Origin of the sequence: Butyrivibrio sp. TB (assembly GCF_900110805.1) — a bacterium.
In the GTDB taxonomy this organism is placed as follows: Bacteria; Bacillota; Clostridia; order Lachnospirales; family Lachnospiraceae; genus Butyrivibrio; species Butyrivibrio fibrisolvens_C.
Genome location: NZ_FOER01000010.1, coordinates 131672 through 155028 on the forward strand (window position 1 = coordinate 131672; position 23357 = coordinate 155028).

Here is a 23357-nt window from a genome sequence, read left to right on the forward strand (position 1 = left end):
AAGTATACCGCTATGGATATCGGATTAATACGCGAATAACTGTAGGTTATGGGGGAGATTTCGTATGTATTTAGGTTATCGCTGCATTCGGATTTGCCGGCGAGGGATGTTTAGTAATAGTTTTAGCATCTTGATAGTTTTATTTGCAGACTTCCCACTTGGACGGGCCGGCATCCCCAAAGTCTTTACAGGGGCAGGCAGTATATAAATCATTTCCACGCTGTTAATCGCTTTATGAATTCATGGCATGATATCTGTAGCTTTTTATTCTGGGGTCCAAACTCGCTTCGCTCAGACAGGTGGACCCCTGGCAGAATAAAAAACCACAGCTATCACGCTCATGAATTCTATAAAACAATTAAAAAGCGTGGAAATGATTTATATACTGCCTGCCCCTGCAAAGACTTTGGGGATGCCGGCCCGTCCAAGTGGGAAGTCTGCAAATAAAACTCTCAAAGATGCTAAAACTATTTATAAACAGCCCTCGCCGGCAAATCCGAATGTTGGTAAACTTATTTATATATCAGTGATCTATGTGTTTACATATTTCATCTACCACTTTTAAATCTGCAGGGAGCCAGGATACGCTGTAGAGCTCATCTAAGGGAAGCCACTTGGCAGCTTCGTGCTCTAGGAGGGATAATTCGCCCTCAGCTACTGCCACATAGAAGCAACTCATGTGGAGATGGAAGGTGTCGTAGTCGTGGTCTACTACGCAGGCAAGTTTGTGAACTTTTATTGTTGCGCCAAGTTCTTCTTTGATTTCACGAACAATAGCTTCTTCGGGAGTCTCTCCTTCTTCTATCTTGCCTCCGGGGAATTCCCAGCCATCCTTGAACTCGCCGTAGCCTCGTTGTGTTGCAAATATTCTGGATATATTATCATAATCATCGCAGATGATAGCTGCGACGACGTTTACTGTTTTCATATACTACTGTGTCTCCTGCCTTTTCTTTCAACTTAGTTGCATAATATCGTTTTTTCTAGATTAGTTAGATAGTTATTTTATGATCTCCTGCCCTTTACTTAAAGTCACTTGAATAACTCCATTTGACGTAGATGCCAGTTCAAATTGAGGTTCATATATCCAGTTACCTTTGGCATCGACAATTCCGTATTTCCCATCTGTAGTCTTTACAGCAACCATAACTTCGCCTTTTTCTAACTTATTGTAGTTATCGGAACGTAACACTTCAATATATTCATATTCAAAGTCAAGTAACAGATTACAGTCCTGATCATAAAGTCCATACAATCCTGATACCTCATCCTTAACAGCTACTATCTCCATACTTATATCAGAATCAGTAATTCCAAGGTATTCGCCTTTGTAGTTATATACCTTGGAACCACTCATTCCATCAATACTTACTTCGATCATATTATTATTTATATGCGCGAAGTTAACTGTATCATTAATCTCTCCCACTGTACTTCCATCATACATAATAGTCAGATGATTGTTTTCGAGCATTACCAGGAGTGTTTTGTCGTAAACCGTTGCTACCTCCACATTATATAAAAAGTCATTGAATTCCTTAATGATATTTCCACTTGCATCTATAACATAATCTTTCTCTTTATAGTCTACATAATTCTTGCCCAAGAAAAGGTCTCCTCCAAGATATTCCAAACTACCAAAATGGAATTCTTCCGGGAGGCTATCCGGCTTTAGGACAACCCACATATTATTGGCAAATTCGAAATACAGCATATCTTCATCAGAAGCATATCGATAAGATCCTTTATCATAATTATCCTTTATGCCTTCATATAACCTATAGTTCTGCGGCTCAATAACATTTTCACCATTCTTAGTTACAACACCAGTCCTGTTATCATTCGTAATGACTATGTATTTATCACCCATCTCTTTAGTATACATGTTATGTCTTAAGATTTTTTTATAATTAAAATCAATCAAAGTCTCTCCGCATATATCAATAACACCATATTGATCATCTAATACGGCAATCATGTATCCTTGATCATAATGCTGTGATTCAAGTTCAGAATATTTGAAATCAAGCCGGATATTACCAAAGCAATCAATTACTCCGTATTTGTCATTAGTTTTTGCAATATAAAAATCACCCGAACCATCTATATCTTCCAAATAGTCATAACTATTATCCGATAGCAATTTTCCATCCGGATCACAGAAATAATACTTACCATTCTGATCTTCTATTACGAAAATATATGGCATATCATTATCTTCTTCCTGATTTACAAGCTTTATGGATTTGTAAGAAGCTCCAAGAATATCATTAAGCTCAAAGTCAAGAAGTCTATAATTAGATTCTTTATCTTCTACTACAATTCTCCGAACTTGTTTTTCTACCGAGATACTTGTATATACCGGCTCAAGAAGCTCCTGCCCCTTATAATTATATATTCCATAACGTTTATCCTCTGGATCAACATAATCAGAGCCATCTGTATCATCTATTTCTACAATCATAAAGTCATCTTTAAAATCGATATTACCGTAATACGGCCCTATTATTGCATTTCCTTCATAGTCATATAATGAATAAAAGCATGTGTAGCCTTCAAAACTATGAGCAAAAATAAAGTCATCTTTAAGTTCAATATATTCGTAATCAGGTTCGATCAGTATATTATAATCAAGATCAATTACTCCTAATTCTCTCCGGTAATATGATCCTTTGTTAACTATTATGATTCCCTTGTCTGCATAACTGACATCTATTCCCTGGTACTCCGGGGATAGAATCCAATTCCCGCGTATATCAGCTATCCCATATCTACCTGTTTTTATGTCAAATAAAAACAGCTTTCCATCATCCATACCGAAGGATCTATTATCAACCACCTCTGATTTAAAACTATTTTTCTTTGCCATCTGGTATATAACATCTTTCTTAGGGGAATTATAATAGAAATCATCCCAAAAAGAGCGTATGTATCCTGCATTTGACATATTTTCAGGTATACTATTTTCATCGGAGTCTATATCATAACTACCATTTACAACTCTGTATAATTCACTTCCTTCTTTCCAATGATTCGAATAAGTATATCCTATATTGGGATAATTCTCTGTATCCAAAGGAGTAGCGCTTGAAATAGAAGCAATAATATTCCCTTCCCTATCAAGTATGTATCTTTCTTCTCCAGCATCAAAGGAATTCATATATAGCAGAAATCTGCCCATTATAAATGCTGCGATAATAAAAAAAACCGATATTATTATATTTACCAATAATTGTTTTTTTATCTGACTCATATTTTAACCTCAGTTTTTCTGCACTACATAGCGTATCAAGTAATATAACCTTATAATTTGCCATATTAATATACAAATAACTGCGAAGGCAAAAAGAATAACAATATATATGCCGAGACCATTTATATCTATATTTATTTCAAGTATTTTCAAAAATAAAAAAAGAGCGACCATTAAATTACAAAAAAACAAACAGTCTTTTAATGCTCCACCAGTTTTATTGATCATTACATATAAAGCCAATGATTCAGTCAAAAATTCAACTAAAAAAAATAAACTATATGCTACTAATAGAAAATTTCCCCCATAGTTGTACTTGCCATGCATACACACTGTAAAAACAAATTCCAGTAAACAAATACCTGCGTAGACTATAAAAAACTTGCTGGACTTTATACGCTTTTCATCTGCCCTGAATACATATAGCACATTATACGCAAAAAGAAGGATAACAATTATCCTTACTATATCTATTATGTAGCCGTACAACACGCTTCCCTTATCCGTGATACTGAGATATGTGTACAAAACAAAACTAATTGGAATGTATATGGCATAGATTAGTGAAATACACTTAGATACCACATTAGAGATTATTAGACCTATTCGATTATTCTTTTGTTGCATTGTTATAAATCCTGTCCTCACATTAAAACTTAAATAAATAAAACCATTATATTCTAGCGTAGCTTTCTGCTTTTTACAACTTTACGTTATGCCATGACAAAAGCTCCTGATATAGTGATAATTAATTTACCATACCAGGAGCCTGACGTCTTATCTAAGCTTCTTTTTGTATCAGCAGCCTTTTCTGCCACTCTTATGATCGTCTATAGAGCAGGCATCCGGAGACCCATACTCAACAAGTCCTGCATCTGCTGGATCGATCGATACCCTGCCATCTTCAAATACAAAGGCAGGAATTCCTACATCTCCAATCTCTTTGCAATGATCAAACACAGGATTGGTATCACGTAGCCTTGTAAAAGCGCTCATATTACGAATATTCTCACCAATATTTATATACTGGAATTCATCTTCTCTACCCTTGATCTGTTCGTGTACAAAATCACAATACGGGCAAGTTGGCATTCCATAAATCTTGATCATATATACCTCCTTAACGCAATCATAGCTGCAGTTCCATTTTCATACATCTTTAACCTCATGTTGCGAGAGAAAAAGAATCATTTTAGCAGATTTGAAAACTCCAGTGCCTTACCAATATCTCCGTCGACCTTGAGCTTACCAACAGTAAATGCCGCCACCGGATCAAGTTTACCCGATATAAGCTTATCAAAATCATCAGACTTCATGGATATGGCACAATTCCTGTCATGATAATCATAAGGCTCTACATTCACCTTATGATCCTTAACCTCAACATAGAACATCCCCGGATCACAATCCGTCAATGTAACCTGTACCGCCAGAAAATCAACATTAGATACATCCGCATCTGCAGCCAGCTTACGCACCTTAGATATAACAGTTTCAAGATTCATTTTATGTTACCCCCTTGTATAGTTACTATACCCAAACATGTATATCTATTATATACTTCAGCGTCCTTTCCTGCCACACTTGTATTATACTATGATGAAAAGCCATGGAATATACCGACCATTCATAACAATCTCCATTCTACCGCCCTTGGCTAGCGGTACTAACATGGTTAATACCATTATGAAACATTGCTAGGAACAATATCACATTTCAGTAATAATATGCCATTATAAGCCTCATTACCTGCTTGGCTGTTGCTGTCAGGTTATCCTTGGCATTCTGAGGATTCATGGCTTCTTCAAGAGTTGTTATACCTCTTACTATCGGGAAGAAAGCATCTATTCCTTTTTTATTGCACTCTTCAGCGTCCATTTTTACCGCACCTGCGAATGCTATTACTTTCTTGTTGTATTTCTTGGCAAGCCTGGCTACTCCTATAGGAGCCTTGCCCATTGCTGTCTGATGGTCAAGCATTCCTTCGCCGGTCACTACAAGGTCGGCATCTTGTATATAGTCTTCAAGTCTGGTTTCTTCTATGACTATGTCTATACCTGGCTTTAATGTCGCATTTGTAAATGTCTTGAAGGCATATCCCATTCCACCTGCTGCCCCTGTACCGGGATATTGCGGGTCTGCATTTTCTTTAATATCACGACATATTGATGCATAGCGGCTTAGCCATCTATCCATGTCCTCGATCATGGAAGGTGTTGCACCCTTCTGAGGGCCATAGATCACGCTGCAGCCATTAGGACCGCATAGAGGATTGGTCACGTCGCAGGCGATCATAAACTGACATTCCTTAAGCTCAGAGATGACGCCATCTTCATCAATGGTCTTAAGATCTTTTAGGCCGATCGCACCTCGAGGGATCTGATCTCCTTTTTCATCAAGGAGTCCATATCCCAGCGCCTGGAGCATCCCTACTCCGCCATCATTGGTAGCGCTGCCTCCTATTCCTATTATGAATCTGCGACAGCCCTTATCTATCGCATCTATGATCACTTCCCCCACGCCATATGTAGTTGCATGAAGCGGATCAAGATCATCCTTTGGTATTAATGTGATGCCGGCGGCTCCGCTCATCTCTATAACTGCGGTCATTGTCTCTTCTATCACCGCATAAGTACAGCTTACAGGTATTCCCAAAGGACCTGTGACTGTTATCGTATAAAGCCGTCCATTCATGCCCTCTGCAAGAGCTTCTACTGTACCTTCTCCGCCATCAGCAAGAGGACATACTACTACTTCTGCACTATTATTTACACTTCTAAAGCCGCTTGAAACCGCATAACCTGCTTCAAGGGATGATATACTTCCTTTAAATGAATCGATTGCTGCTACTATTTTCATAGGCCGTATCCCGGTTTTCTTTTTTATTTTTTAAATCTTAGCCATCTCACCTGCCATATTGATGGAGTAATAGTCACGGATTTCCTTGACGTCCTCAGTCATTCCCAAGATCCACATAAGCTTTGTAAGCGCGGCTTCGCTTGTCATATCACGAGCTTCGAGAGCGCCTATTGCCATAGCTCTTTTGCCGGTCTCGTATACATCCATCTTGGTGCCTTCGTATCTGCACTGGGTACCTACTACCACGGTCATGCCTTCCTGTATGACCTTATCAAGTGCTCCTATAAAATCATGCTTTATAAATGGCATACCTCCGATTCCGTAAGCTTCGATATATAAGCCTTTATAGCCCTGACCCGCGATGGATTCGATAAGACTTCTATGGATACCCGGGAACATCTTGAGCATGCAGACCTTATCAGAATACGTGTTGGATAGCTTGAATATTCCTGTTCGCTCAGGAACAGCTGCTGTCTCGATCTTCATACCAAGAGAACTGATGGTTGCTATATTAGGATAATTGATACTCTCAAAGGCATCGAAACTAAGCGACCTTACTTTGGAGGCTCTGCATCCTAATATAACCTTCCTGTTGAATGCCACAAATACTCCAGGGATCCTACTGGCTGCCATATGGATAGCACATCTGCAATTCTCCATGGCATCAGCCACAGGGTTAGTTATGGACAGCTGCGAACCTGTGATAACTACAGGGATATTGATATTCCGTAGCATGAATGAAAGCATGGATGAGGTATATGCAAGTGTATCAGTTCCATGTATTACTACGATTCCGTCATAATCATTCCTACATTCACTGATCCTCTTAGCAAGTTCACACCAGTCTTCCGGGAAAATATTAGCACTGTCCACAGAGCAGAAATCTTCAATCTCTATGTCAGTGTCTCCTGACACCATCTGAAGCTCTTTTTGCATATCATGTATAGACAGTCCGGGGATAAGCCCGTTTTTCTTCATAACAGAAGACAGGGTACCGCCTGTATTTATTATTAGTATTTTTCTACTCATAGATCATCCTTCTTGATTCTTCTTATCTATTTACTTGACTTTATCATATTCTATAGATTTTTAAAAATACATTTCTTATTCAAACCACTAAATACTTAGTAGGTTGAGTTTCTTATAAAAAATCTGCCTGAAGCTTTTATCGAACGATGTAAGAAATCAGATATACAATAAATATACAACAAATATTAAATTCTTCTCTTCTTCTCTGCTATTTTTGTGGTACTATAGTTATTGCCCCAAAATCATTACCGGAGATTTACATGAGATCAGAAGAGTTCATATGCCCTAGCTGCGGCAGATCAGATATTATTAAGACCAATAGAAAGATAGTGCGTTGCAAATACTGTGATACTCTATTAACTGTAGAGTATGATCCTGAAGATACAAAGATTTCGAAACCAAAGGCACCTGCTCAAGACTTCAAAGGTCAGAAAAAACAAAAGCTCGTCTCCTGGATACTTATCGGTATCATATGTGCCTTATTAATATATTACTATTGTTTTAATTCCAAAACCCAGGCTATGAACTTCTCTGATAGTGAGAATCCAACCGGAACAGAAGCTAGTACCAATATATACGAAATAGGTTATGTTTCAAAACTATCCGAAATCCCTGAAGACACCTTTAACAGCTTTGAAGATACGGCTTTAGACGCAGTATCTTCAATATATCTATCTACTATGGACACCATCGCAATGGTTGGCGAGCCGGAGTGCATAGGAGTATACCTTTTGTGTAATAAAAATGATGATACTAACTTGCTCTATTATGCATATCATGTCACATGGGGGAGAACTCTTAAAAACGGCGATGTTGAAACAGTAGAAGCTTATCCAGCATTTTATTTTACCAATATAATGCTGATGTCTGATGGCAGCGTCCAATCCGACTTCAAGACATGGAATGAAAACCCTTCTATCGTTCTTGGCAACAGTTTCGTATTTGGATATAATTCTAAAATCGATTTCTATAATAAATGCATCTCGTCAAGACCGGACTATAAAGTCAAAAAGAAATGATGATATAAAGAAATCCCCATCATGCATAGCATCAAACCTGACAACTTCTATTAACGCAGTCCTTATTGCCACACATACTGCACATGCCTTTTTTGTGAACCTTATCTTTGCTTAGGTCTGCCTTGAACAGAACGCTCTTTTTGGGTGTCAGAACATATGCATTATTGTATCTTATCTTCTTCTGACCTAGCTTTCGCATGATATCAGGCATAGTCTGCAGCGGAAGTCTCTCATCTCCCACAAAGGTGTAATCTCCAACATACATGCCTGTCAGTTCATGAATTCTGTCATCTATGCCCTCATAAGCTTTATCAAGAAGCTGTATTCCAAGACAATCAATGATATATGCCTTTTGGATATCTCCTTTTTTAAGGAAGCTGTCCTGAAGGCTGTCAATTCCTCTTCCAAGGCTGGCTATGACATATATGCTACCTTTTTCGATCACATAATGGAAGATGGCATGCACCCGTGGATAAAGCTGTTTGTAGAGACGCACTATATCTTTTTTATCATTATCATTAAAATGGTATCGTCTGATGAGATCTGACAGGCAGTTCTCATCAAGCGATACTTCTACAGGTTCGAAATACATTTTCAGTTTTCTCCGAAATCATATCTTTTTATTTCGCAGTTTTTTATTCCACATGATGAAAACTCTTCATTACTCATCTCGCGGAAGTATGATTCGACCATTCTGGTTATCCCGTTATGAGCTACCAGTATCACTTCCCTGTCTCCTTCTTTGATATCATCAAGGAGATTATAGATCCTTTGGGCAAGATGAAGCATTGATTCGCCTGTTCCAAACCTGCTCGCCATGTCTTTTTTGGCTTCATGAAACTCCTTGCCGTCTCTTGGAGTTGATTCATACTTGCCAAAGTTCTGCTCTTTGAGTCTTGGCTCAACTTCCATAGGGATTCCTGTTATTTCTGATATATGCCTTGCAGTCTCCTTGGCACGAACTAAAGGTGATGTAAGTATTATATCTGCCTTTATTCCCATTTCAAGAATCTTCCTACCGGTCTCGATTGCCTGCTCATGCCCTTTTTGAGTCAGTTCAATATCCGTAGCTCCGCATATCTTGTTCTCAACATTCCAGACAGTTTCGCCGTGTCTTATAAAATAAAAATGATCCATTGATCCTCCCTGTAAAGCTTTGCTTTGTATTTAATGAGCATACCACAGCCCGCCTTATACTTACAACCAGGATGTTCAGAAGGATGCTTTACTAATTTATAACTGACTTCGCACTTTGGTGATACTGCACCGTCCAAGTGGGAATTTTGAGATCTCTAAATCTATGAAGCTGTGATCCTCTTTATGTCTATCGGCAATTTCTTTTAAATAACGCAGAATCTGCCGCCGGCCTAGGGGCCACGCGGCAGATTCTGTTTGCCTTGTGTGTTTACTTTTTTATCGGGGGATGTATAAGCTTCTATGATCTTTTGCTATCTTATATTACCTTTCATTGACTCTTTTAACCTTTTCAGATACGTCTCTGGATCCTGCTATAGCTCCTGCGAGGATCAACAGCCACCACCAGAACAGATCTTTCTTCTGAGTATTCTGAGTTGTAGGGAATGCTGTCTTAGCACTTGCTTCGTCGTCTATGATCTTAGGTGCTCTTGGTACTACTGTATCTGAAATTTGCGCCTGTGCTGTCTGTGTCTCTTCTATAGCGGCTTCGATAGAGTTAAGATCTTCGATCTGAGGCATCTCTATACCTGCTGCAAGTATAGCTTCGCCATCTTCTATTGTAGTAGCTCCTCCAATTAGCTGTGCGTCTCCTATAACCGATGTTTCTGTAACAGGAGTCATAGCTATCATCTCAAGTGCTGCCTGGTCTATTGTTACTTCCTGTGCTGCGGTTTCTGCATCTGCTACTGCCATGTTATCTGCTGTAAGAGTTTCATCAGAAGGTGCTATAGCTGTCATAGCTACTGCAACAGCCTCATCTGAAGGTGCTGCTGGTGTTGCAGGTATTACATCTTCTGCGATCACATCTGCTGCCATCGGTACTGCTACTTCTTCTATAACCACTTCAGTTCCTGCTGTTTCTGCACTTGGAGCTTCTGTACCAGGAATTGCATCTGCTACTATAGCTTCATCTCCTGTAAGGCTAAGTGCTATCTCATCAAGCTTTTCATTAAGAGTATTAAGTGTAGCTGTAGCCTCTTCTACTTTTGCATTTGCTCCTGCAAGCATTGCATCAAGGTATGCTATAGTTTCACGAACTGTCATGTTGTTAAGGACATCTGCCTGATCCTGTGTTACTTCGATTCCAAGATATGTTGCCACATCGTTTACGCCAAGAGCATCTACTGCTTTGAGAACAGGATTGCCATGTTTATTTTTAAGTGTTCCTATAGCTCCTTTGAGCTCGTCTACTTCATCCTGGGCCGACTCTACAGCTTCTTTAGTGTCAGTTACTACTGAGCTAAGTGCCTGATACTGATCTGCTGTAGCATCTGCATTTGCAAGGAATGTTTCAAGGTCAGGAGCATTGGATGTATCGATTATATATTCACCGCCGCGAACTTTGCTGTTAGCTGCCTGTACTACTTCTGTAACTACAGTTCCTGCCAGCTCTTCATTTTCCTGCGTAAATACATATCCATCAGGAGTCTGTACTACGTCGCCTCTTTCTATAGCAGCATTCAGCTCTTCTCTTACCCAGTATGTCTTGTTATTATCAGCATCCTCATATACGAATACATCTAATTGGCCTGAATTAGCCATGCTCGTTAATTCATTTCTGGTAAAAGATGCTCCGTCATAATAATCGAAGAGATGATTATTAGCTTCGATCTCATCTTGAGACTTCTCATATACTACGATCTGCTCGCTGGTTCCAAGATTGCTATATCTGTTTTTGGAAAGCTTCTTGTCAGCACGGTCGTAATTGAAGAATCTTGTAACTTCATTGCCCTGAGAATCTGTGTAGGTAAAAGAGTAATAATTGTAATCCTGTGTATCGAAAGAATCCGGTCTATCAACAACTACTGTATCAGGGTCTATCATCTCTACTTCCATCTGAGGAATGATATAATTAACTACCAGAAGCTTTAGATAAGCTCTCTGAGAAGCCCAATCACATTTAAGTGTTGCATTATTGATAGCATCTGCTGCTGCCTTCTCATAATCAAGCTTGTTCTGTGCTTCTTCAAGAGCACTTTCGATATTTTCTACAGTTTCCTGTGCATTGGCAAGTGCATTTTCTGCTTCTTCTACGTTTCCTTCTGCTGCATTTACAGCTTCTTCATACTTAGCTTCTGCTTCAAGGAGCGCTTGCTTAGCGTCATCATACTGCTGTGTCATCTCATCGATGTACGCCTGCTGCTGATCTACTGTTTCCTGAGTCTGAGCTACAAGAGTCTCAAGTTCTGTATATGTATCTCGTGCCACGTCTTTGTCATCAGTATTTTCAATTGTTTCAACAAGTTCATCTGCCTTGGCATTTGTATCTTCTACAAGACCTGCCATGTTATCAGCTGTAGTTACAACTTCATTGACAGCTTCTACTGTCTCTACTGCTGCTTCATTTGCAGTTGTATCATATACTGCTGCTTCCTCAACCTGTGTGCTGACTTCTTCAACTGTCTCAGAAGCTTCCTGGATATTCTCTACAAGCTGATCTTCCTGAGCCTGTGCTACTTCTTCTGCAAGATTTTCAACTGCAGGAGAAGCGATAGTGCCGCCATCATCAGGAGTAACTGTCTCGCTCATCTGAGTCATCATCTCTTCTGCGCTTGATGCTGCTGTATCAACTGCTTCTGTAGTCTCCTGTACCTGCTCTACAACCTGCTGTGCAGATTCCTGAACTTCGGACGCGGGAGCTTCTACGTTCTGCTCTACAGTTTCATTTGGAGTATTAGCATCGGCTACAGCATCTTCACTTTCTGCATAAGCAGTGATCCCTGTATTTAAGGCCATCATTGTAGAGATGCCTACAGTCAAAGCGAAAATAATTTTGTTATCCTTCTTGTTCTTCATCATAGTGTCTCTCCTTTCATAATTGGCGGCATAATGAAACTTTGTCATTATGAAGAGAATAGTTGTTACTTACATCTCACTTGGCATCCTGAGGTGATATGTGTTCGAACAGATATTCGAGCACATCCTGTGTGAACCTTTTAGCTGTGAAGGCCACTAACCTCTTACCGTCATCGGCATCTTCCTCTCGTACTGCATCTGCGTACATGATCAGCGTCTCTGCTACTATGATCACGCTCTGCCCTAGAAGAGAAGGAGTGTCTTTTGGAACTAATATCGCTATACCAAGCGGAGAGATATTTTTTGTGGTTCCAATATATTTTTCAGCTGAATCCGGAAGTACTATTACACTTTTACTTTCATAATCAACTCGACTTAACTGTCTTCTTTCTTCAATCATCAATCCATACCTCCAAACATTCACCATCAAACATATTATCCTCTGCTTGTTTAATCATATTTCGGCTCGATTTTGTAATAATATCATAGTTTGTGATGAATTTTATTAGCTTTTTTAATTATTTTGCGATTCCAGCGTTTTCCTATGATTGTACCCATTTTAAAAATTCAGTTTCCACAGCACCGCGTATTATTCCGCCAAAATTTTTTTTTAAAAAATAGCGTTTCTTGTCTAATAAAAGATTTCTTATGTACTCAAACTTCGCACTAGCCAAACATACGCCAGCCCTTGAGGCAGTGCCGATGCGGATAGTTTATAATGCATTTTCATATCTTGAAGGTGTTATAATTCAGGGCATGATATCTGGATTTTTATATTCTAGGGTCTGAAACTCGCTTCGCTCAGAAATGCAGACCCTAAGAAGAATATAAAAATCCAGCTCTCATGCTCCTGAATTTTATAACACCTTCAAAAGATATGAAAATGCATTATAAACTATCCGCATCGGCACTGCCTCAAAGGGCTGGCGTATGTTTGGCAAATGCGAAGTTTGAATCACTTTATTAAAATCTCAACTTCCAAAAATTATTTTCCACAAATAAACCTTTCCCTAAAAAACAGCTATTATAATCTTCTTCCAAAAGCAATAAAAAATCCCATCAGCCTCTAACCATCTGATGGGAATCGCATATTTGTATTTGATTTCTAAAACTTCCCACTTAGACAGGCCGGCATCCCCAAAGTCTTTACTGGGGCAGGCAGTATATATATCATTGCCATGCTTTTAATAGTTTTATTAAATTCATGAGCGTGATAGATGGAGATTTTCATTCTGCCCGGGGTCCACATGTCTGAGCGAAGCGAGTTTGGACCCCAGAATGGAAAGCTCCAGCTATCATGCCATGAATTATAAAACTATTAACAGCTTGGCAATGATATATATACTGCCTGCCCCAGTAAAGACTTTGGGGATGCCGGCCTGTCCAAGTGGGTAGTTTTATCTATTTATCCAATACTTCTTCAAATTCTTTTTCAGGCATCGGTTTATAGAAATAGTAGCCTTGTATGTAGTCGCAGTCGTAGCTTTTAAGGAAATCAAGCTGCTCTTTGGTCTCAACACCCTCTGCAGTAACCGTAGCACCTATCATATGGGCAAGACCTATCGTCGTTATGATTATGGATTCTGCCTTTTCATTAATACCTATCTTTCTGATAAATCCCAGATCCAGCTTGATGATATCGAAATTGAAATCTTCAAGCATGGACAGAGAACTCATACCACTGCCATAGTCGTCCAGAAGGATACGTATACCATTGGCCTGCATGTTATTAAGATACTCCATAGCCTTAACTTCAAGATCCGTATATGCTGATTCTGTAACTTCAAATCTGATCATAGACGGGTCTATGTTAAGATCTTTGATTCTCTCCATTATACTTTCTATAAAAAAAGTATCGTAGAAATCAACTCTCGATAAGTTAATAGCGCATGGGACAACTTTTTTCTTCTGATATGATCGTCTTGCTGCAAATTCCATGCCACGGTTCACTATGAAGTTATCAAGCACTGAGATCTTACCTTCAGACTCTATTACAGGTATAAAATCTCCGGGAGATACCATGCCAAAGTCCTTGTGGTGCCATCTTATCAGCATCTCTGCGCTGACGATCTCTCCGGTCTTAGCATCTACTATAGGCTGGTAATAAGGTTCAAACTCATTCTCGTACAGCCCTCTTTCAAAATCCGCCAGAAGGAATCTCTGCTTAACATAATTTTCCTTCATATAATCATCATAATACGCATAGAGAAGGCTTCCTTTACCTGTCTTGATGTTCTTCTCAGCAAGTTTGGCTCCTGCTATAAGATGCGCCACATTCATATTCGAATTATGTATTGCAAAAATACCGCAGCGTATCTCATAGTTGTATTCCTTGTTCTCTATTCTGAACACCTGATTGCACAAGGCATTGAGATTCTCTTCATTAAGGTTCTTGTCTTCTGTTATGAGGACAAAGTGATCGCTCTCAAGTCTTCCCATTATGACAGGTTTTAGGTATTTTCTAATAACATCTCTTGTCTGGAATATTACAAGATCTCCGCTCTTGTCGCCAAACAGCTCGTTGACTGCCTTAAATCCGTTGACATTGGTATATACCAAAGAGAACTGTCCCTTCTCAGAGAATTCAGATATAAATAGCCTTGCCCTGTCCATGAATCCTGTTCTTGTATACTCGTCCGTCATCCAGTCGTGGTCTATGGATGTAGTGATATCGATAAACAGGAACATCAGCCAGTCAGGATATCCCGGTACCTCCTTGACCCTGATATTCTTGGCACGTCTTCCAAGCGGTGTATCTATATGAACCGTTCGTACGAAATTGCCTCTTTCTGCAAGCTCATCTCTGATAAAAGACAAGTCGCTTTCATTGACGAAGGCATCTCTCTCATCATCTACTATCCTCTGAGCTATCCTGAAAAAGATATCCTTGTACGTAAGCTTGGCTCCTTCAAATACGCTAAGAAGCTTTTCATCAAGATGATATATCTCACAGACATCATTGGTCGTATTGACAGTCATAACGATGTCATACCCTTCTGATAGAAGCGCTCTGACAACGGGCTGTTCTATAACGCCCATATAAGGGATGATCGGACCTTCCTTGAGGGGTGATATAGTTCCGTCTTCGATGACCTGTCCTACTCCTTTGAATTTGGTCTTGCCGTTTTTGGATTTAAAATAGCTACCGTCTTCGACCAGGTAGAATCTCCTGCCATAACTGTCAGGAAGTACGATATCTTCTATGAATCTAAGGCCGTCAATAACTGCATCCTTCATAGTCTTGGCATGAGGAATCATGTCGATATTGGTCAGATCGAGTCCATCAGTAAAGCGGACATAGTTAGGATCTGCAGCTTCGCCTTCAAGTTCCGGTATAAGATATACATCATATGCAGCATTAATAGAACCGGCACTAAGTCCTATGATTATGCCGGGATAGTCTGTCAGCGCATCTTTGAGTCCTATACGTTTCATGAAAGCCAGCTGCGTAGGCGCATGACCGCCTCCCATATATATGACATCAGACCAGGCGATAAGGCCTTTGAGGGCATCATTACAGTTATCATCTAGTGTCTTAACTTCTGCCACTTTAAGATCTTTGTATTCAAAGGCGTCGATCACTTGTTGTATCTGGTTTTCATTATCTATGGTAAGTGTGGGATCAGCCGGCACGAAGAGAACATTTGCAGCTTCCGGCCATTCTTTTTTCAGATCATCAAAAAATCCATAGCATTCCTCGGGAGGTGTCTTCTTGTATTCTCCCGGCTTCTGATATGGAATGAAACTACTCGTAAGGTATAAAACCATATATCTTCTCCGCTAAAGATGTTATCTGTCCGGTAACTTGATTAACGTTTCTACATAGATATTAATATTGTATCACGTATTATAATATACGTCTTCTAATTATAAATAAACTATAGCTTTAATTAATTCGGTCACAAACGAGATGCTTTCCTATCGTTTTTTAATAACATCATGAACGTTTTTAAGTGTATAATAATAATTGGAAGTGTTGTCTAAAAAAGGATTAAGGTTAAGTTAAGTATGAGCAGAATCAAACGCTATTATGTTGAGATAAACAGCAACTGTCAGGTTCTTAAATGCAGTAATGACTTTCTTGCATATATAGGCAGGAAAGAGCTTCTTAATATTGAGAGTATTATCAAGGATAGCGATATCAATAATCTTAAAGATGCTGTCTCTTCGCTTGAGAAAGGGGACAATACTCTTGTGGCTTTTCGCACAGTCTGCCAAGATGGTAGACTGTGCTGGATGTCTGCGAACGTACATAGATCCAAACATGATGCTTCTATTATAAAGCTCGACATCTACGATCTTCATTCCTTTGAGATGGACAAGGCAGAAGGCTATTACGACGAGATGACAGGGCTTTTGTCCAAAAGTGCTATAACGGATTATGCCAAAAGGCTGATGGAACAGACTAATACTCCGCCATTTTATTTTTTCCTGATGGATATTGATAATTTCAAATCTATCAATGACACATATGGTCACATGAAGGGCGATGAGGTTATAGTCGAAGTTGCAGGTATACTAAAAAAATGTGTCGGTGACAAAGGAGCTGTCGGACGTATCGGCGGAGATGAGTTTCTTATGATACTGGAAAAGATTCATACAGAACCGGAACTTCGCGATGTCCTTAGGAATATAAGATATGATGTCAGGGAAAAATATGCTGACGAAGACAACAACTATACTATAACCACTTCTCTTGGCGGAGCCCTGTTCCCAACAGACGCCTCCAATTATGAGGATATGTTCAAGCTTGCCGACAAGATGCTATATATAGCTAAAGCCAAAGGTCGTGATCGGTATATCATATACACACCGTCTGTTCACGGCGATGCCAAAGTTGATACAGAGGTTGTGACAATCACACAAAGGGCGATGCAGAATCGTATCAAGAATGCTCTTATCATGGATCTTATGGAGGGTTTTCTTCTAAATAATAAGATATCTCTTAAGGAAGCTTTTAATAAAGTTATAGATACCTATATGCTTGATGCTGTCTATCTTGTTGATAAGAAAACGGGGCATTCTTGTTTTGGCCTATCACAAAGCGGCGAGGATACTGCTATCGATCTGTCAGGTCTTGATCCTTCAGACTATCAGCCTATATTCGAGACCTATCCTATCAAGGTCATCAATATGTATGATCTTCAGAAAGACAACTATCTGAAGTTCTCTGAATTCATGCTTCTTAACGGATTCAGGATCATAGTGGTCTATTATATGCGTAATGTCCCCGATGGCGGATATCTTATGTATGTAAGCAGTGTTAACAGCAACTGCAGATTCTCAGAAACTGACTTCTCAGATCTTATCTACTTCTCAAGGATGCTGGAACTAAGCGGGAAGATGTGAAGATGCAATATTGGGGGCAGTATGCTTGAAGGTTCTACAGTAAAGCAAATACCAAGGGCAGCCAGAATATAAATAATTGCCGCGCTATAATTATTTTATAAATTCATGGCATGATATCTGTAGCTTTTTATTCTAGGGTCCAAACTCGCTTCGCTCAAACAGGTGGACCCTTTGCAGAATAAAAAGCGACATCTATCATACTCATGAATTTTTATAAAACAATTAAAGCACGGCAATTATTTATATTCTGGCTGTTCTTGGTACTTGCTTTACTGTAGAACCTTCAGGGATGCAGCTTAATAGTGAATAAAAAACGAGCCCCTGAAAAACAAATGATCGTTTTTCGAGGCTCGCTTGTTATTAATAATATATATTCAGATGTAATTCGGGATTAGTCGCCTGTAGTTGTAGATACACTGCCATTTGCCATGTAGTTAGCAAAATCATCGCCGCCATACTGAATATCAACTGAACCATCTGCTTCAAGAGTAAATGTTATAGAATACTCTGTCCATGATGTACGGCTCTTACATGTAATATCAGAATCCTTATCATATCCTGCAACCTTAAGAGCTTCTGATACTACAGTAGCTCCGTCTCCTTCAGCTTTAAATCCTTCACTTGTAACTGTAACTTTACCCTGCTTATTCTTTTCCCAAGAAGAGATATCATAGCTAGGATCAGCAACATATGTCTGAACTGCAGATACGATACTTGTAGCATTAGTAGCATCTGTTGAATTTCTTGATCTCTCAACATACTGTAAGAACTGAGGTGCAAGTACAGCTACTAAGATAGCCATGATAGCAATTACGATAATAAGCTCAACAAGTGAAAATCCCTTGTTATCTTCTTCATTGTTTTCTGTGTTGTTTTTGTAGTTGCGCATGAATTTGATCATTTGTTTTTCTCCTTCTCCTGCTGGTACATGCCGCAGGTGTCAAACCCGCCGTAATTCCTTTTACACGGCACTCTTCATTTCTTACCCGTACTATCAGTCGTATCGGTCTTTCATAAAATTCAAACTGCAATATGGAATGAAGACATGTTATAGAAAACGTACATATCATAATTTGAATCATATTTACATTTTCTTTTGTCTTCGCGCATGATTTATATTATTACCACCTCCCCATTTTGTCAATACATAATTTTGGAAACTTTTTCACGTTATTTAGTTTTTATATTTATAAATTATCAAGTGACTGATACATGGTCACCATAGGTGACATAATAGCTGCAATAAGGAATCCTACTACTCCTGCAAGGACTATGATGATCATAGGTTCCATAGCTGCCATAAGAGCTGCAGTTGCAGATTCTACTTCCTGGTCATAGTACTCGGCCAGCTTTTCAAGCATCTCATCTGTAGAACCGGACTCTTCTCCTATCCTTATCATGTGATACATCATAGGTGGGAACATGTTAGTATTTTCAATGGCCAGTGACATAGGCTGACCGGCTATTACGGCATCTTTGGTCTCATTAAGAGCATTCTTATATAGGACATTGTCCATAGTCTTAGCTGTGATATCCAGTGAATCTACTATAGTTACACCGGATGCAAAAAGGGTCGACATAGTTCGTGACAGGTTAGAACAGGCTTTTTTCTGAGTCAGATCTCCTATTATCGGAAGCTTCATCTGAAGTCTTCCAAGTGTCAGCTGGCCTACAGGAGTAGAGTTAAACCACTTGAAGAAGATGATAACAGCTGCTGCCACAGCGATTATCACATACCACTTCCCTATAACGAAGTCGCTCATCCGTACAACCAATTTAGTGATAGCTGGAAGTTCTGTTCCCAACTGATCGAACATGTCCGTATATGCCGGAATTACGACTACAAGCATTACTCCTACTACGCCTATTGCTACGATAAGGACGATGATAGGATATACCATGGCCTTTTTGACCATATCTTCTACCATGGCAGTTTTCTCAAGCTGAACAGCCATTCTCTCAAAGGCCATATCAAGGTTACCTGACGCTTCTCCGGCTCCAACTGTAGTTATCAGAAGATTTGGGAAGATCTTCTTGTGCTTCTCCATAGCAGTTGTCAGGGTCTCGCCCTTTTCAATATCCGTAACCATCTCCCTGATGGCACTCGCAAGTACCTTGTTTTCAGTCTGTTCTGACAACAGCTGCATGTTCTGAATGATAGGGACTCCGGCCTTGGATATACTCACAAACTGCCTACAGAACATAGCAAGTTCTTTGGTCTTAACACCTCCCACTTCAAAGTTTATATCTCTGGTCAAAAGATTCTGACTTTCAACTTTGACAGGTGTTAAGCCTTTTAACTTGAGTTCCCTCAGAACATACTCACGGCTGTCGCCGTCCATACTGCCTTTAACTTGTTTTCCCGAAGCATCAAATGCAACATATCCAAATGAAGGCATGGTAGTCCTTTCCCTATAGAATCATCATACTTTCTATATATTTGCTATACATCAAACGAAACCTTCTTCATCTCATCAACTGTAGTGATTCCTTCAAGAACATATTGGGTAGCACTCATTCTGAGCGTCTTCATGCCTTCCTTGAGCGCCTGATTCTTGATCTCATCTGCAGTTCCTTTTCTCTCTATTATCAGTTTGAGGTCATGCGTAACTTCCATGATCTCATATACACCGGTACGTCCTGCAAATCCGGTACCGCTGCATTTAGGGCATCCTACTCTCTTGTATAGGGTGAGGGGTTTAGCAGGGTCTACGCCCAGTAGATTTTTTTCCTGCTCAGAAGCTTCATATGGTTGCTTGCAGTCAGGGCACAGGCGTCTTACAAGTCTCTGGGCTATGATACCTATAACAGAGTCAGCGATAAGATAAGATTCAAGGCCCATGTCTTCAAGTCTTGTAACTGTGCTGGCTGCCGAATTGGTATGAAGTGTCGATACTACAAGGTGACCTGTGATAGATGCCTGAACCGCTATAGAAGCTGTCTCTCTATCTCTTATCTCACCTATCATGATGATATCCGGGTCCTGACGCAGGATAGATCTAAGTGCTGAGGCAAAAGAAAGTTCTGCCTTAGGATTGACCTGAACCTGATTAATGCCGTTGATATTAGCTTCCACAGGATCTTCGACAGTTACTATGTTAACGTCTTCTCTGTTCAGTTCTGAAAGAGCTGTATAAAGGGTCGTTGATTTACCGGATCCTGTAGGTCCTGTAACCAGAAGTATTCCATTTGGATTGGACAAAATTCTGTCAAATACTGTCATCTCATCAGGCTTAAGCCCCAGCTGATCTTTACTTCTGTTAAGGGCCTGTTTGGAGGCAAGTCGCATTACGACCTTTTCTCCGTATACGGTTGGAAGCGTTGATACACGGATATCGTACTCAAGCTTATCAACTATCTGTGTCATACGTCCGTCAAGGGGTTTCCTCTTCTCTGATATATCCATCCCGCTGACGATCTTGATACGGGTGACTATGGCACCTAGAAGATTGTTGTTATAATTGGCTCTTTCGTACAACGCGCCGTCTATTCTGAACCTGATACGAAGATTCCTTGCACCGGGCTCTATATGTATATCTGATGCACGCTGACGCACAGCTGACTCTATCATGGTGGTAACAAGCTGTACGATAGGCGAATTGGTTACTTCCGCAGTCTCCTGAGTGATCTCTTCCTGTACATGGGTTCTTTCCTTGGCATACTGCTCTGCTGCATTCTTGAGATCTGTATTGCCATAATACTTATCAAGCGCCAGCATGATGCTTTGGGACGTGCTAAGTACAGGCTCTATAGACAGATTGGTAACGATTCCTATATCATCGATCGCTACTGTGTCCATAGGGTCTGACATGGCAAGGTGCAGTGTATTGGGAGCACCCGGTTTATATTCAAACGGTATAACCTTGTGTTTTCTAAGGATCTGGGGCGGGACCATGTTAAGAATGTCATCCGGAATCTCTATAAGCTGCAGGTTGACAATTCCAAGGCCCATCTGATTACTTAAAGCTGTTGCAAGCTGTTCACCCGTAACGAAGCCGTTCTCAACCAGGAGTTCTCCAAGCCTTTTTCCGCTGCTTTTCTGAAGAGCAAGGGCTTCATCCAGTTTTTCCTGAGTTATGAAATTCTCATTTAAGAGACATTCTCCGATCCTGATACGCTTTCTGATGAAAGCCATGAGTTATCCTCCATACCGCATTACGACTGAATCTACGCTTAAATCTTATTAAGGTCTTTCTTTCGACTAATGCAAAAAACTCTAATATCTATATCGGCATCACTTCCTAAAATCTTGAACATATCCAAGGCAAAAATAAAAAAGCCTTCCGTACAATTTTAGGCGCCCCCCTTCGGATTAGCCTGTACCGGAAGTTCATAAATGCTTTTCGTATATTCTTGTTGTTTTACTAAAAACATCCCATAAAAATGAACCGCATCCACAAGATTTTTGCAGAGCAGGCAGTATATAGATCATTACCACTGCAAAGACTTTGTGGATGCGGTCCGTTCATAAGGGACTTTTTCAGCCTTCTTTAGATTCAAGGAGTTTCTTGACATACTCGGAAGCTGTCATGGTTCTCTTATTCTTTTTTGTATATAGGGCTTCGTCGGCCTTAGCCAGCACTTCTTCGTATGTCAGATCATTGGAAGTACATTTGAATGTACCTATACTAAAATAAAGATCATATCCAAGATCACTTATGTTACTAAGTTCCCCCGTCAGAGCTTCTTTGAAGCCATCTATAAGCCCGGGGGCTTTACCTGCTATAACGAATTCGTCTCCGCCCCATCTTCCTGCAATAGCATTTTGAGGAGCTACTACTTTTTTTAACGCCTTGGACAATACTATAAGAGCCTTATCGCCCTCGTCATGCCCCAGTGTATCATTGATACTCTTAAAGTAATCCATATCCACCATGATCACTGATAGAGGCTCTTGTATACTGCAGTTTATTAACTCTTCATTGATGAATTCTGTGATGCGTCTTCTGTTGTTGAGCTTAGTCAGGGCATCTGTATATATCTGAGAGTCCTGAAGTTCTACAAAGAGTTTTAATACAACAGGAAGCATGCACACTTCGATTGCGGGCAGGTCCATCATCATTCCTATTATCCCTCCGCTTATGGTGAAGAAGATGATGAATACGATCTGCATTGCATATTTCTTTTTATCAGTCTTGGTACTGGCTCTCTTCCACTGCCTTAAAGATATGATCGTCGCAGCTATAAGATATATGTAGTCCATAGACAGTATGAACAATACTGTAGGTTTGGATATCAGTTTAAAGTCCCGGAATTCAAAAAGGAATCTGTTAAGAGGGGTGAACAGCAATATAAGACATATAAATAACGGGATATGAAGTATCAGGCCATCAATTATTATCTGCCTCTTAGTACGATGTTTAGTCAGTACATTATGTCCATAATATACATGCAAAAACCAGAAAAAGCATGACAATGTCATGGCCATCATACCAAGGCTTGTTGTAAAAAGAATAAAAAACTTAGGGAAAGTCCTGTAGAAGCTATCTCCCATAACAAGTCGCAGGTCTATAAGTGCGTACAGCATAATCGAGTAGGAGGGAGATTTAATCAATCTCCCGACCTCTCACACCACCGTACGTACGGTTCCGTATACGGCGGTTCAATCAACTTAACAAGTAACGCACCTATCGGTGTAGTAATCTAACATTGAGACTAATCCAAATGAGGTTAGTCTCTTTGTGCTTATAGCTTTCTGTACCCAGCCATTGTGTGCAAGTCTAGCATATCTGTCGCCATTGTAAGCGATTTTAAAAGCCGCCCATCTTGGCACATTAAGCTTCATCAAGTTCTTTGCCCTGTTCTTTGGAGTTTTCCAGTGCTTCCAAATACACATGCGAAGCCTGAATCTTATA

At 39.8% G+C, this 23357-nt stretch carries 17 protein-coding genes and 1 pseudogene; 2 read left to right on the plus strand and 16 right to left on the minus strand.

Features of this window, described 5'->3' with window-relative positions:
• Nucleotides 1–523: 523 nt before the first annotated feature.
• From BMX21_RS08610 to BMX21_RS08640, 6 genes are all read right to left on the minus strand, one after another.
• Entirely contained in the window at nucleotides 524–928 is a 405-nt protein-coding gene (locus tag BMX21_RS08610; RefSeq protein ID WP_092043389.1) for a (deoxy)nucleoside triphosphate pyrophosphohydrolase, read from the minus strand.
• A 72-nt stretch (nucleotides 929–1000) separates the two neighbouring features.
• On the minus strand, nucleotides 1001–3160 hold the full coding sequence (locus BMX21_RS08615) for a WG repeat-containing protein (protein ID WP_177173978.1): 2160 nt from the start codon (nucleotides 3158–3160) through the stop codon (nucleotides 1001–1003).
• Between the two features lie 891 nt (nucleotides 3161–4051).
• Complete coding sequence (locus BMX21_RS08625) at nucleotides 4052–4363, minus strand: glutaredoxin (RefSeq protein WP_022756098.1); 312 nt, start codon at nucleotides 4361–4363, stop codon at nucleotides 4052–4054.
• 77 nt (nucleotides 4364–4440) lie between these two features.
• Entirely contained in the window at nucleotides 4441–4758 is a 318-nt protein-coding gene (locus tag BMX21_RS08630) for an SCP2 sterol-binding domain-containing protein (RefSeq protein ID WP_092043397.1), read from the minus strand.
• 211 nt (nucleotides 4759–4969) lie between these two features.
• The gene (locus BMX21_RS08635) at nucleotides 4970–6112 is read right to left on the minus strand and encodes a glycerate kinase family protein (protein WP_092043399.1); all 1143 of its coding nucleotides are present in this window, start codon (nucleotides 6110–6112) and stop codon (nucleotides 4970–4972) included.
• A 30-nt stretch (nucleotides 6113–6142) separates the two neighbouring features.
• A complete protein-coding gene (locus BMX21_RS08640) occupies nucleotides 6143–7141 on the minus strand; it encodes an asparaginase (protein WP_022756095.1) in 999 nt (332 codons plus the stop codon).
• Between the two features lie 260 nt (nucleotides 7142–7401).
• Between BMX21_RS08640 and BMX21_RS08645 the strand changes: the two genes are divergently transcribed.
• Nucleotides 7402–8160, plus strand: a complete 759-nt coding sequence (locus tag BMX21_RS08645) for a hypothetical protein (protein WP_092043401.1) — start codon at nucleotides 7402–7404, stop codon at nucleotides 8158–8160.
• Between the two features lie 31 nt (nucleotides 8161–8191).
• On the opposite strand, the gene BMX21_RS08650 is transcribed toward BMX21_RS08645, so the two are convergent.
• The 5 genes from BMX21_RS08650 to BMX21_RS08670 form a co-directional block, all read right to left on the minus strand.
• On the minus strand, nucleotides 8192–8752 hold the full coding sequence (locus tag BMX21_RS08650; RefSeq protein ID WP_092043404.1) for a hypothetical protein: 561 nt from the start codon (nucleotides 8750–8752) through the stop codon (nucleotides 8192–8194).
• 2 nt (nucleotides 8753–8754) lie between these two features.
• On the minus strand, nucleotides 8755–9297 hold the full coding sequence (locus BMX21_RS08655; protein ID WP_092043407.1) for a histidine phosphatase family protein: 543 nt from the start codon (nucleotides 9295–9297) through the stop codon (nucleotides 8755–8757).
• Between the two features lie 321 nt (nucleotides 9298–9618).
• Nucleotides 9619–12156, minus strand: a complete 2538-nt coding sequence (locus tag BMX21_RS08660; protein WP_092043409.1) for a hypothetical protein — start codon at nucleotides 12154–12156, stop codon at nucleotides 9619–9621.
• 73 nt (nucleotides 12157–12229) lie between these two features.
• Entirely contained in the window at nucleotides 12230–12553 is a 324-nt protein-coding gene (locus BMX21_RS08665; RefSeq protein ID WP_022756091.1) for a PilZ domain-containing protein, read from the minus strand.
• A gap of 1001 nt (nucleotides 12554–13554) precedes the next feature.
• A complete protein-coding gene (locus BMX21_RS08670) occupies nucleotides 13555–15921 on the minus strand; it encodes an EAL domain-containing protein (protein ID WP_092043412.1) in 2367 nt (788 codons plus the stop codon).
• A 240-nt stretch (nucleotides 15922–16161) separates the two neighbouring features.
• On the opposite strand from BMX21_RS08670, the gene BMX21_RS08675 reads away from it, so the two are divergent.
• On the plus strand, nucleotides 16162–17502 hold the full coding sequence (locus BMX21_RS08675; RefSeq protein WP_092043415.1) for a GGDEF domain-containing protein: 1341 nt from the start codon (nucleotides 16162–16164) through the stop codon (nucleotides 17500–17502).
• A gap of 391 nt (nucleotides 17503–17893) precedes the next feature.
• On the opposite strand, the gene BMX21_RS08680 is transcribed toward BMX21_RS08675, so the two are convergent.
• From BMX21_RS08680 to BMX21_RS19540, 5 genes and pseudogenes are all read right to left on the minus strand, one after another.
• Complete coding sequence (locus tag BMX21_RS08680) at nucleotides 17894–18403, minus strand: prepilin-type N-terminal cleavage/methylation domain-containing protein (RefSeq protein ID WP_242952900.1); 510 nt, start codon at nucleotides 18401–18403, stop codon at nucleotides 17894–17896.
• A 286-nt stretch (nucleotides 18404–18689) separates the two neighbouring features.
• On the minus strand, nucleotides 18690–19901 hold the full coding sequence (locus BMX21_RS08685; protein WP_027203521.1) for a type II secretion system F family protein: 1212 nt from the start codon (nucleotides 19899–19901) through the stop codon (nucleotides 18690–18692).
• Between the two features lie 44 nt (nucleotides 19902–19945).
• Complete coding sequence (locus tag BMX21_RS08690; protein WP_092043417.1) at nucleotides 19946–21637, minus strand: GspE/PulE family protein; 1692 nt, start codon at nucleotides 21635–21637, stop codon at nucleotides 19946–19948.
• 345 nt (nucleotides 21638–21982) lie between these two features.
• A complete protein-coding gene (locus tag BMX21_RS08695) occupies nucleotides 21983–23056 on the minus strand; it encodes a GGDEF domain-containing protein (RefSeq protein ID WP_143057229.1) in 1074 nt (357 codons plus the stop codon).
• A gap of 57 nt (nucleotides 23057–23113) precedes the next feature.
• Nucleotides 23114–23357: pseudogene (locus BMX21_RS19540) on the minus strand (group II intron reverse transcriptase/maturase); the annotation flags it as partial.

Coding starts and splice junctions, on each gene's coding strand:
- BMX21_RS08610 (WP_092043389.1), bottom strand. CDS start 928: ATGAAAACAGTAAACGTCGTCGCAGCTATCATCTGCGATGATTATGAT.
- BMX21_RS08615 (WP_177173978.1), bottom strand. CDS start 3,160: ATGAATTCCTTTGATGCTGGAGAAGAAAGATACATACTTGATAGGGAA.
- BMX21_RS08625 (WP_022756098.1), bottom strand. CDS start 4,363: ATGATCAAGATTTATGGAATGCCAACTTGCCCGTATTGTGATTTTGTA.
- BMX21_RS08630 (WP_092043397.1), bottom strand. CDS start 4,758: ATGAATCTTGAAACTGTTATATCTAAGGTGCGTAAGCTGGCTGCAGAT.
- BMX21_RS08635 (WP_092043399.1), bottom strand. CDS start 6,112: ATGAAAATAGTAGCAGCAATCGATTCATTTAAAGGAAGTATATCATCC.
- BMX21_RS08640 (WP_022756095.1), bottom strand. CDS start 7,141: ATGAGTAGAAAAATACTAATAATAAATACAGGCGGTACCCTGTCTTCT.
- BMX21_RS08645 (WP_092043401.1), top strand. CDS start 7,402: ATGAGATCAGAAGAGTTCATATGCCCTAGCTGCGGCAGATCAGATATT.
- BMX21_RS08650 (WP_092043404.1), bottom strand. CDS start 8,752: ATGTATTTCGAACCTGTAGAAGTATCGCTTGATGAGAACTGCCTGTCA.
- BMX21_RS08655 (WP_092043407.1), bottom strand. CDS start 9,297: ATGGATCATTTTTATTTTATAAGACACGGCGAAACTGTCTGGAATGTT.
- BMX21_RS08660 (WP_092043409.1), bottom strand. CDS start 12,156: ATGATGAAGAACAAGAAGGATAACAAAATTATTTTCGCTTTGACTGTA.
- BMX21_RS08665 (WP_022756091.1), bottom strand. CDS start 12,553: ATGATTGAAGAAAGAAGACAGTTAAGTCGAGTTGATTATGAAAGTAAA.
- BMX21_RS08670 (WP_092043412.1), bottom strand. CDS start 15,921: ATGGTTTTATACCTTACGAGTAGTTTCATTCCATATCAGAAGCCGGGA.
- BMX21_RS08675 (WP_092043415.1), top strand. CDS start 16,162: ATGAGCAGAATCAAACGCTATTATGTTGAGATAAACAGCAACTGTCAG.
- BMX21_RS08680 (WP_242952900.1), bottom strand. CDS start 18,403: ATGATCAAATTCATGCGCAACTACAAAAACAACACAGAAAACAATGAA.
- BMX21_RS08685 (WP_027203521.1), bottom strand. CDS start 19,901: ATGCCTTCATTTGGATATGTTGCATTTGATGCTTCGGGAAAACAAGTT.
- BMX21_RS08690 (WP_092043417.1), bottom strand. CDS start 21,637: ATGGCTTTCATCAGAAAGCGTATCAGGATCGGAGAATGTCTCTTAAAT.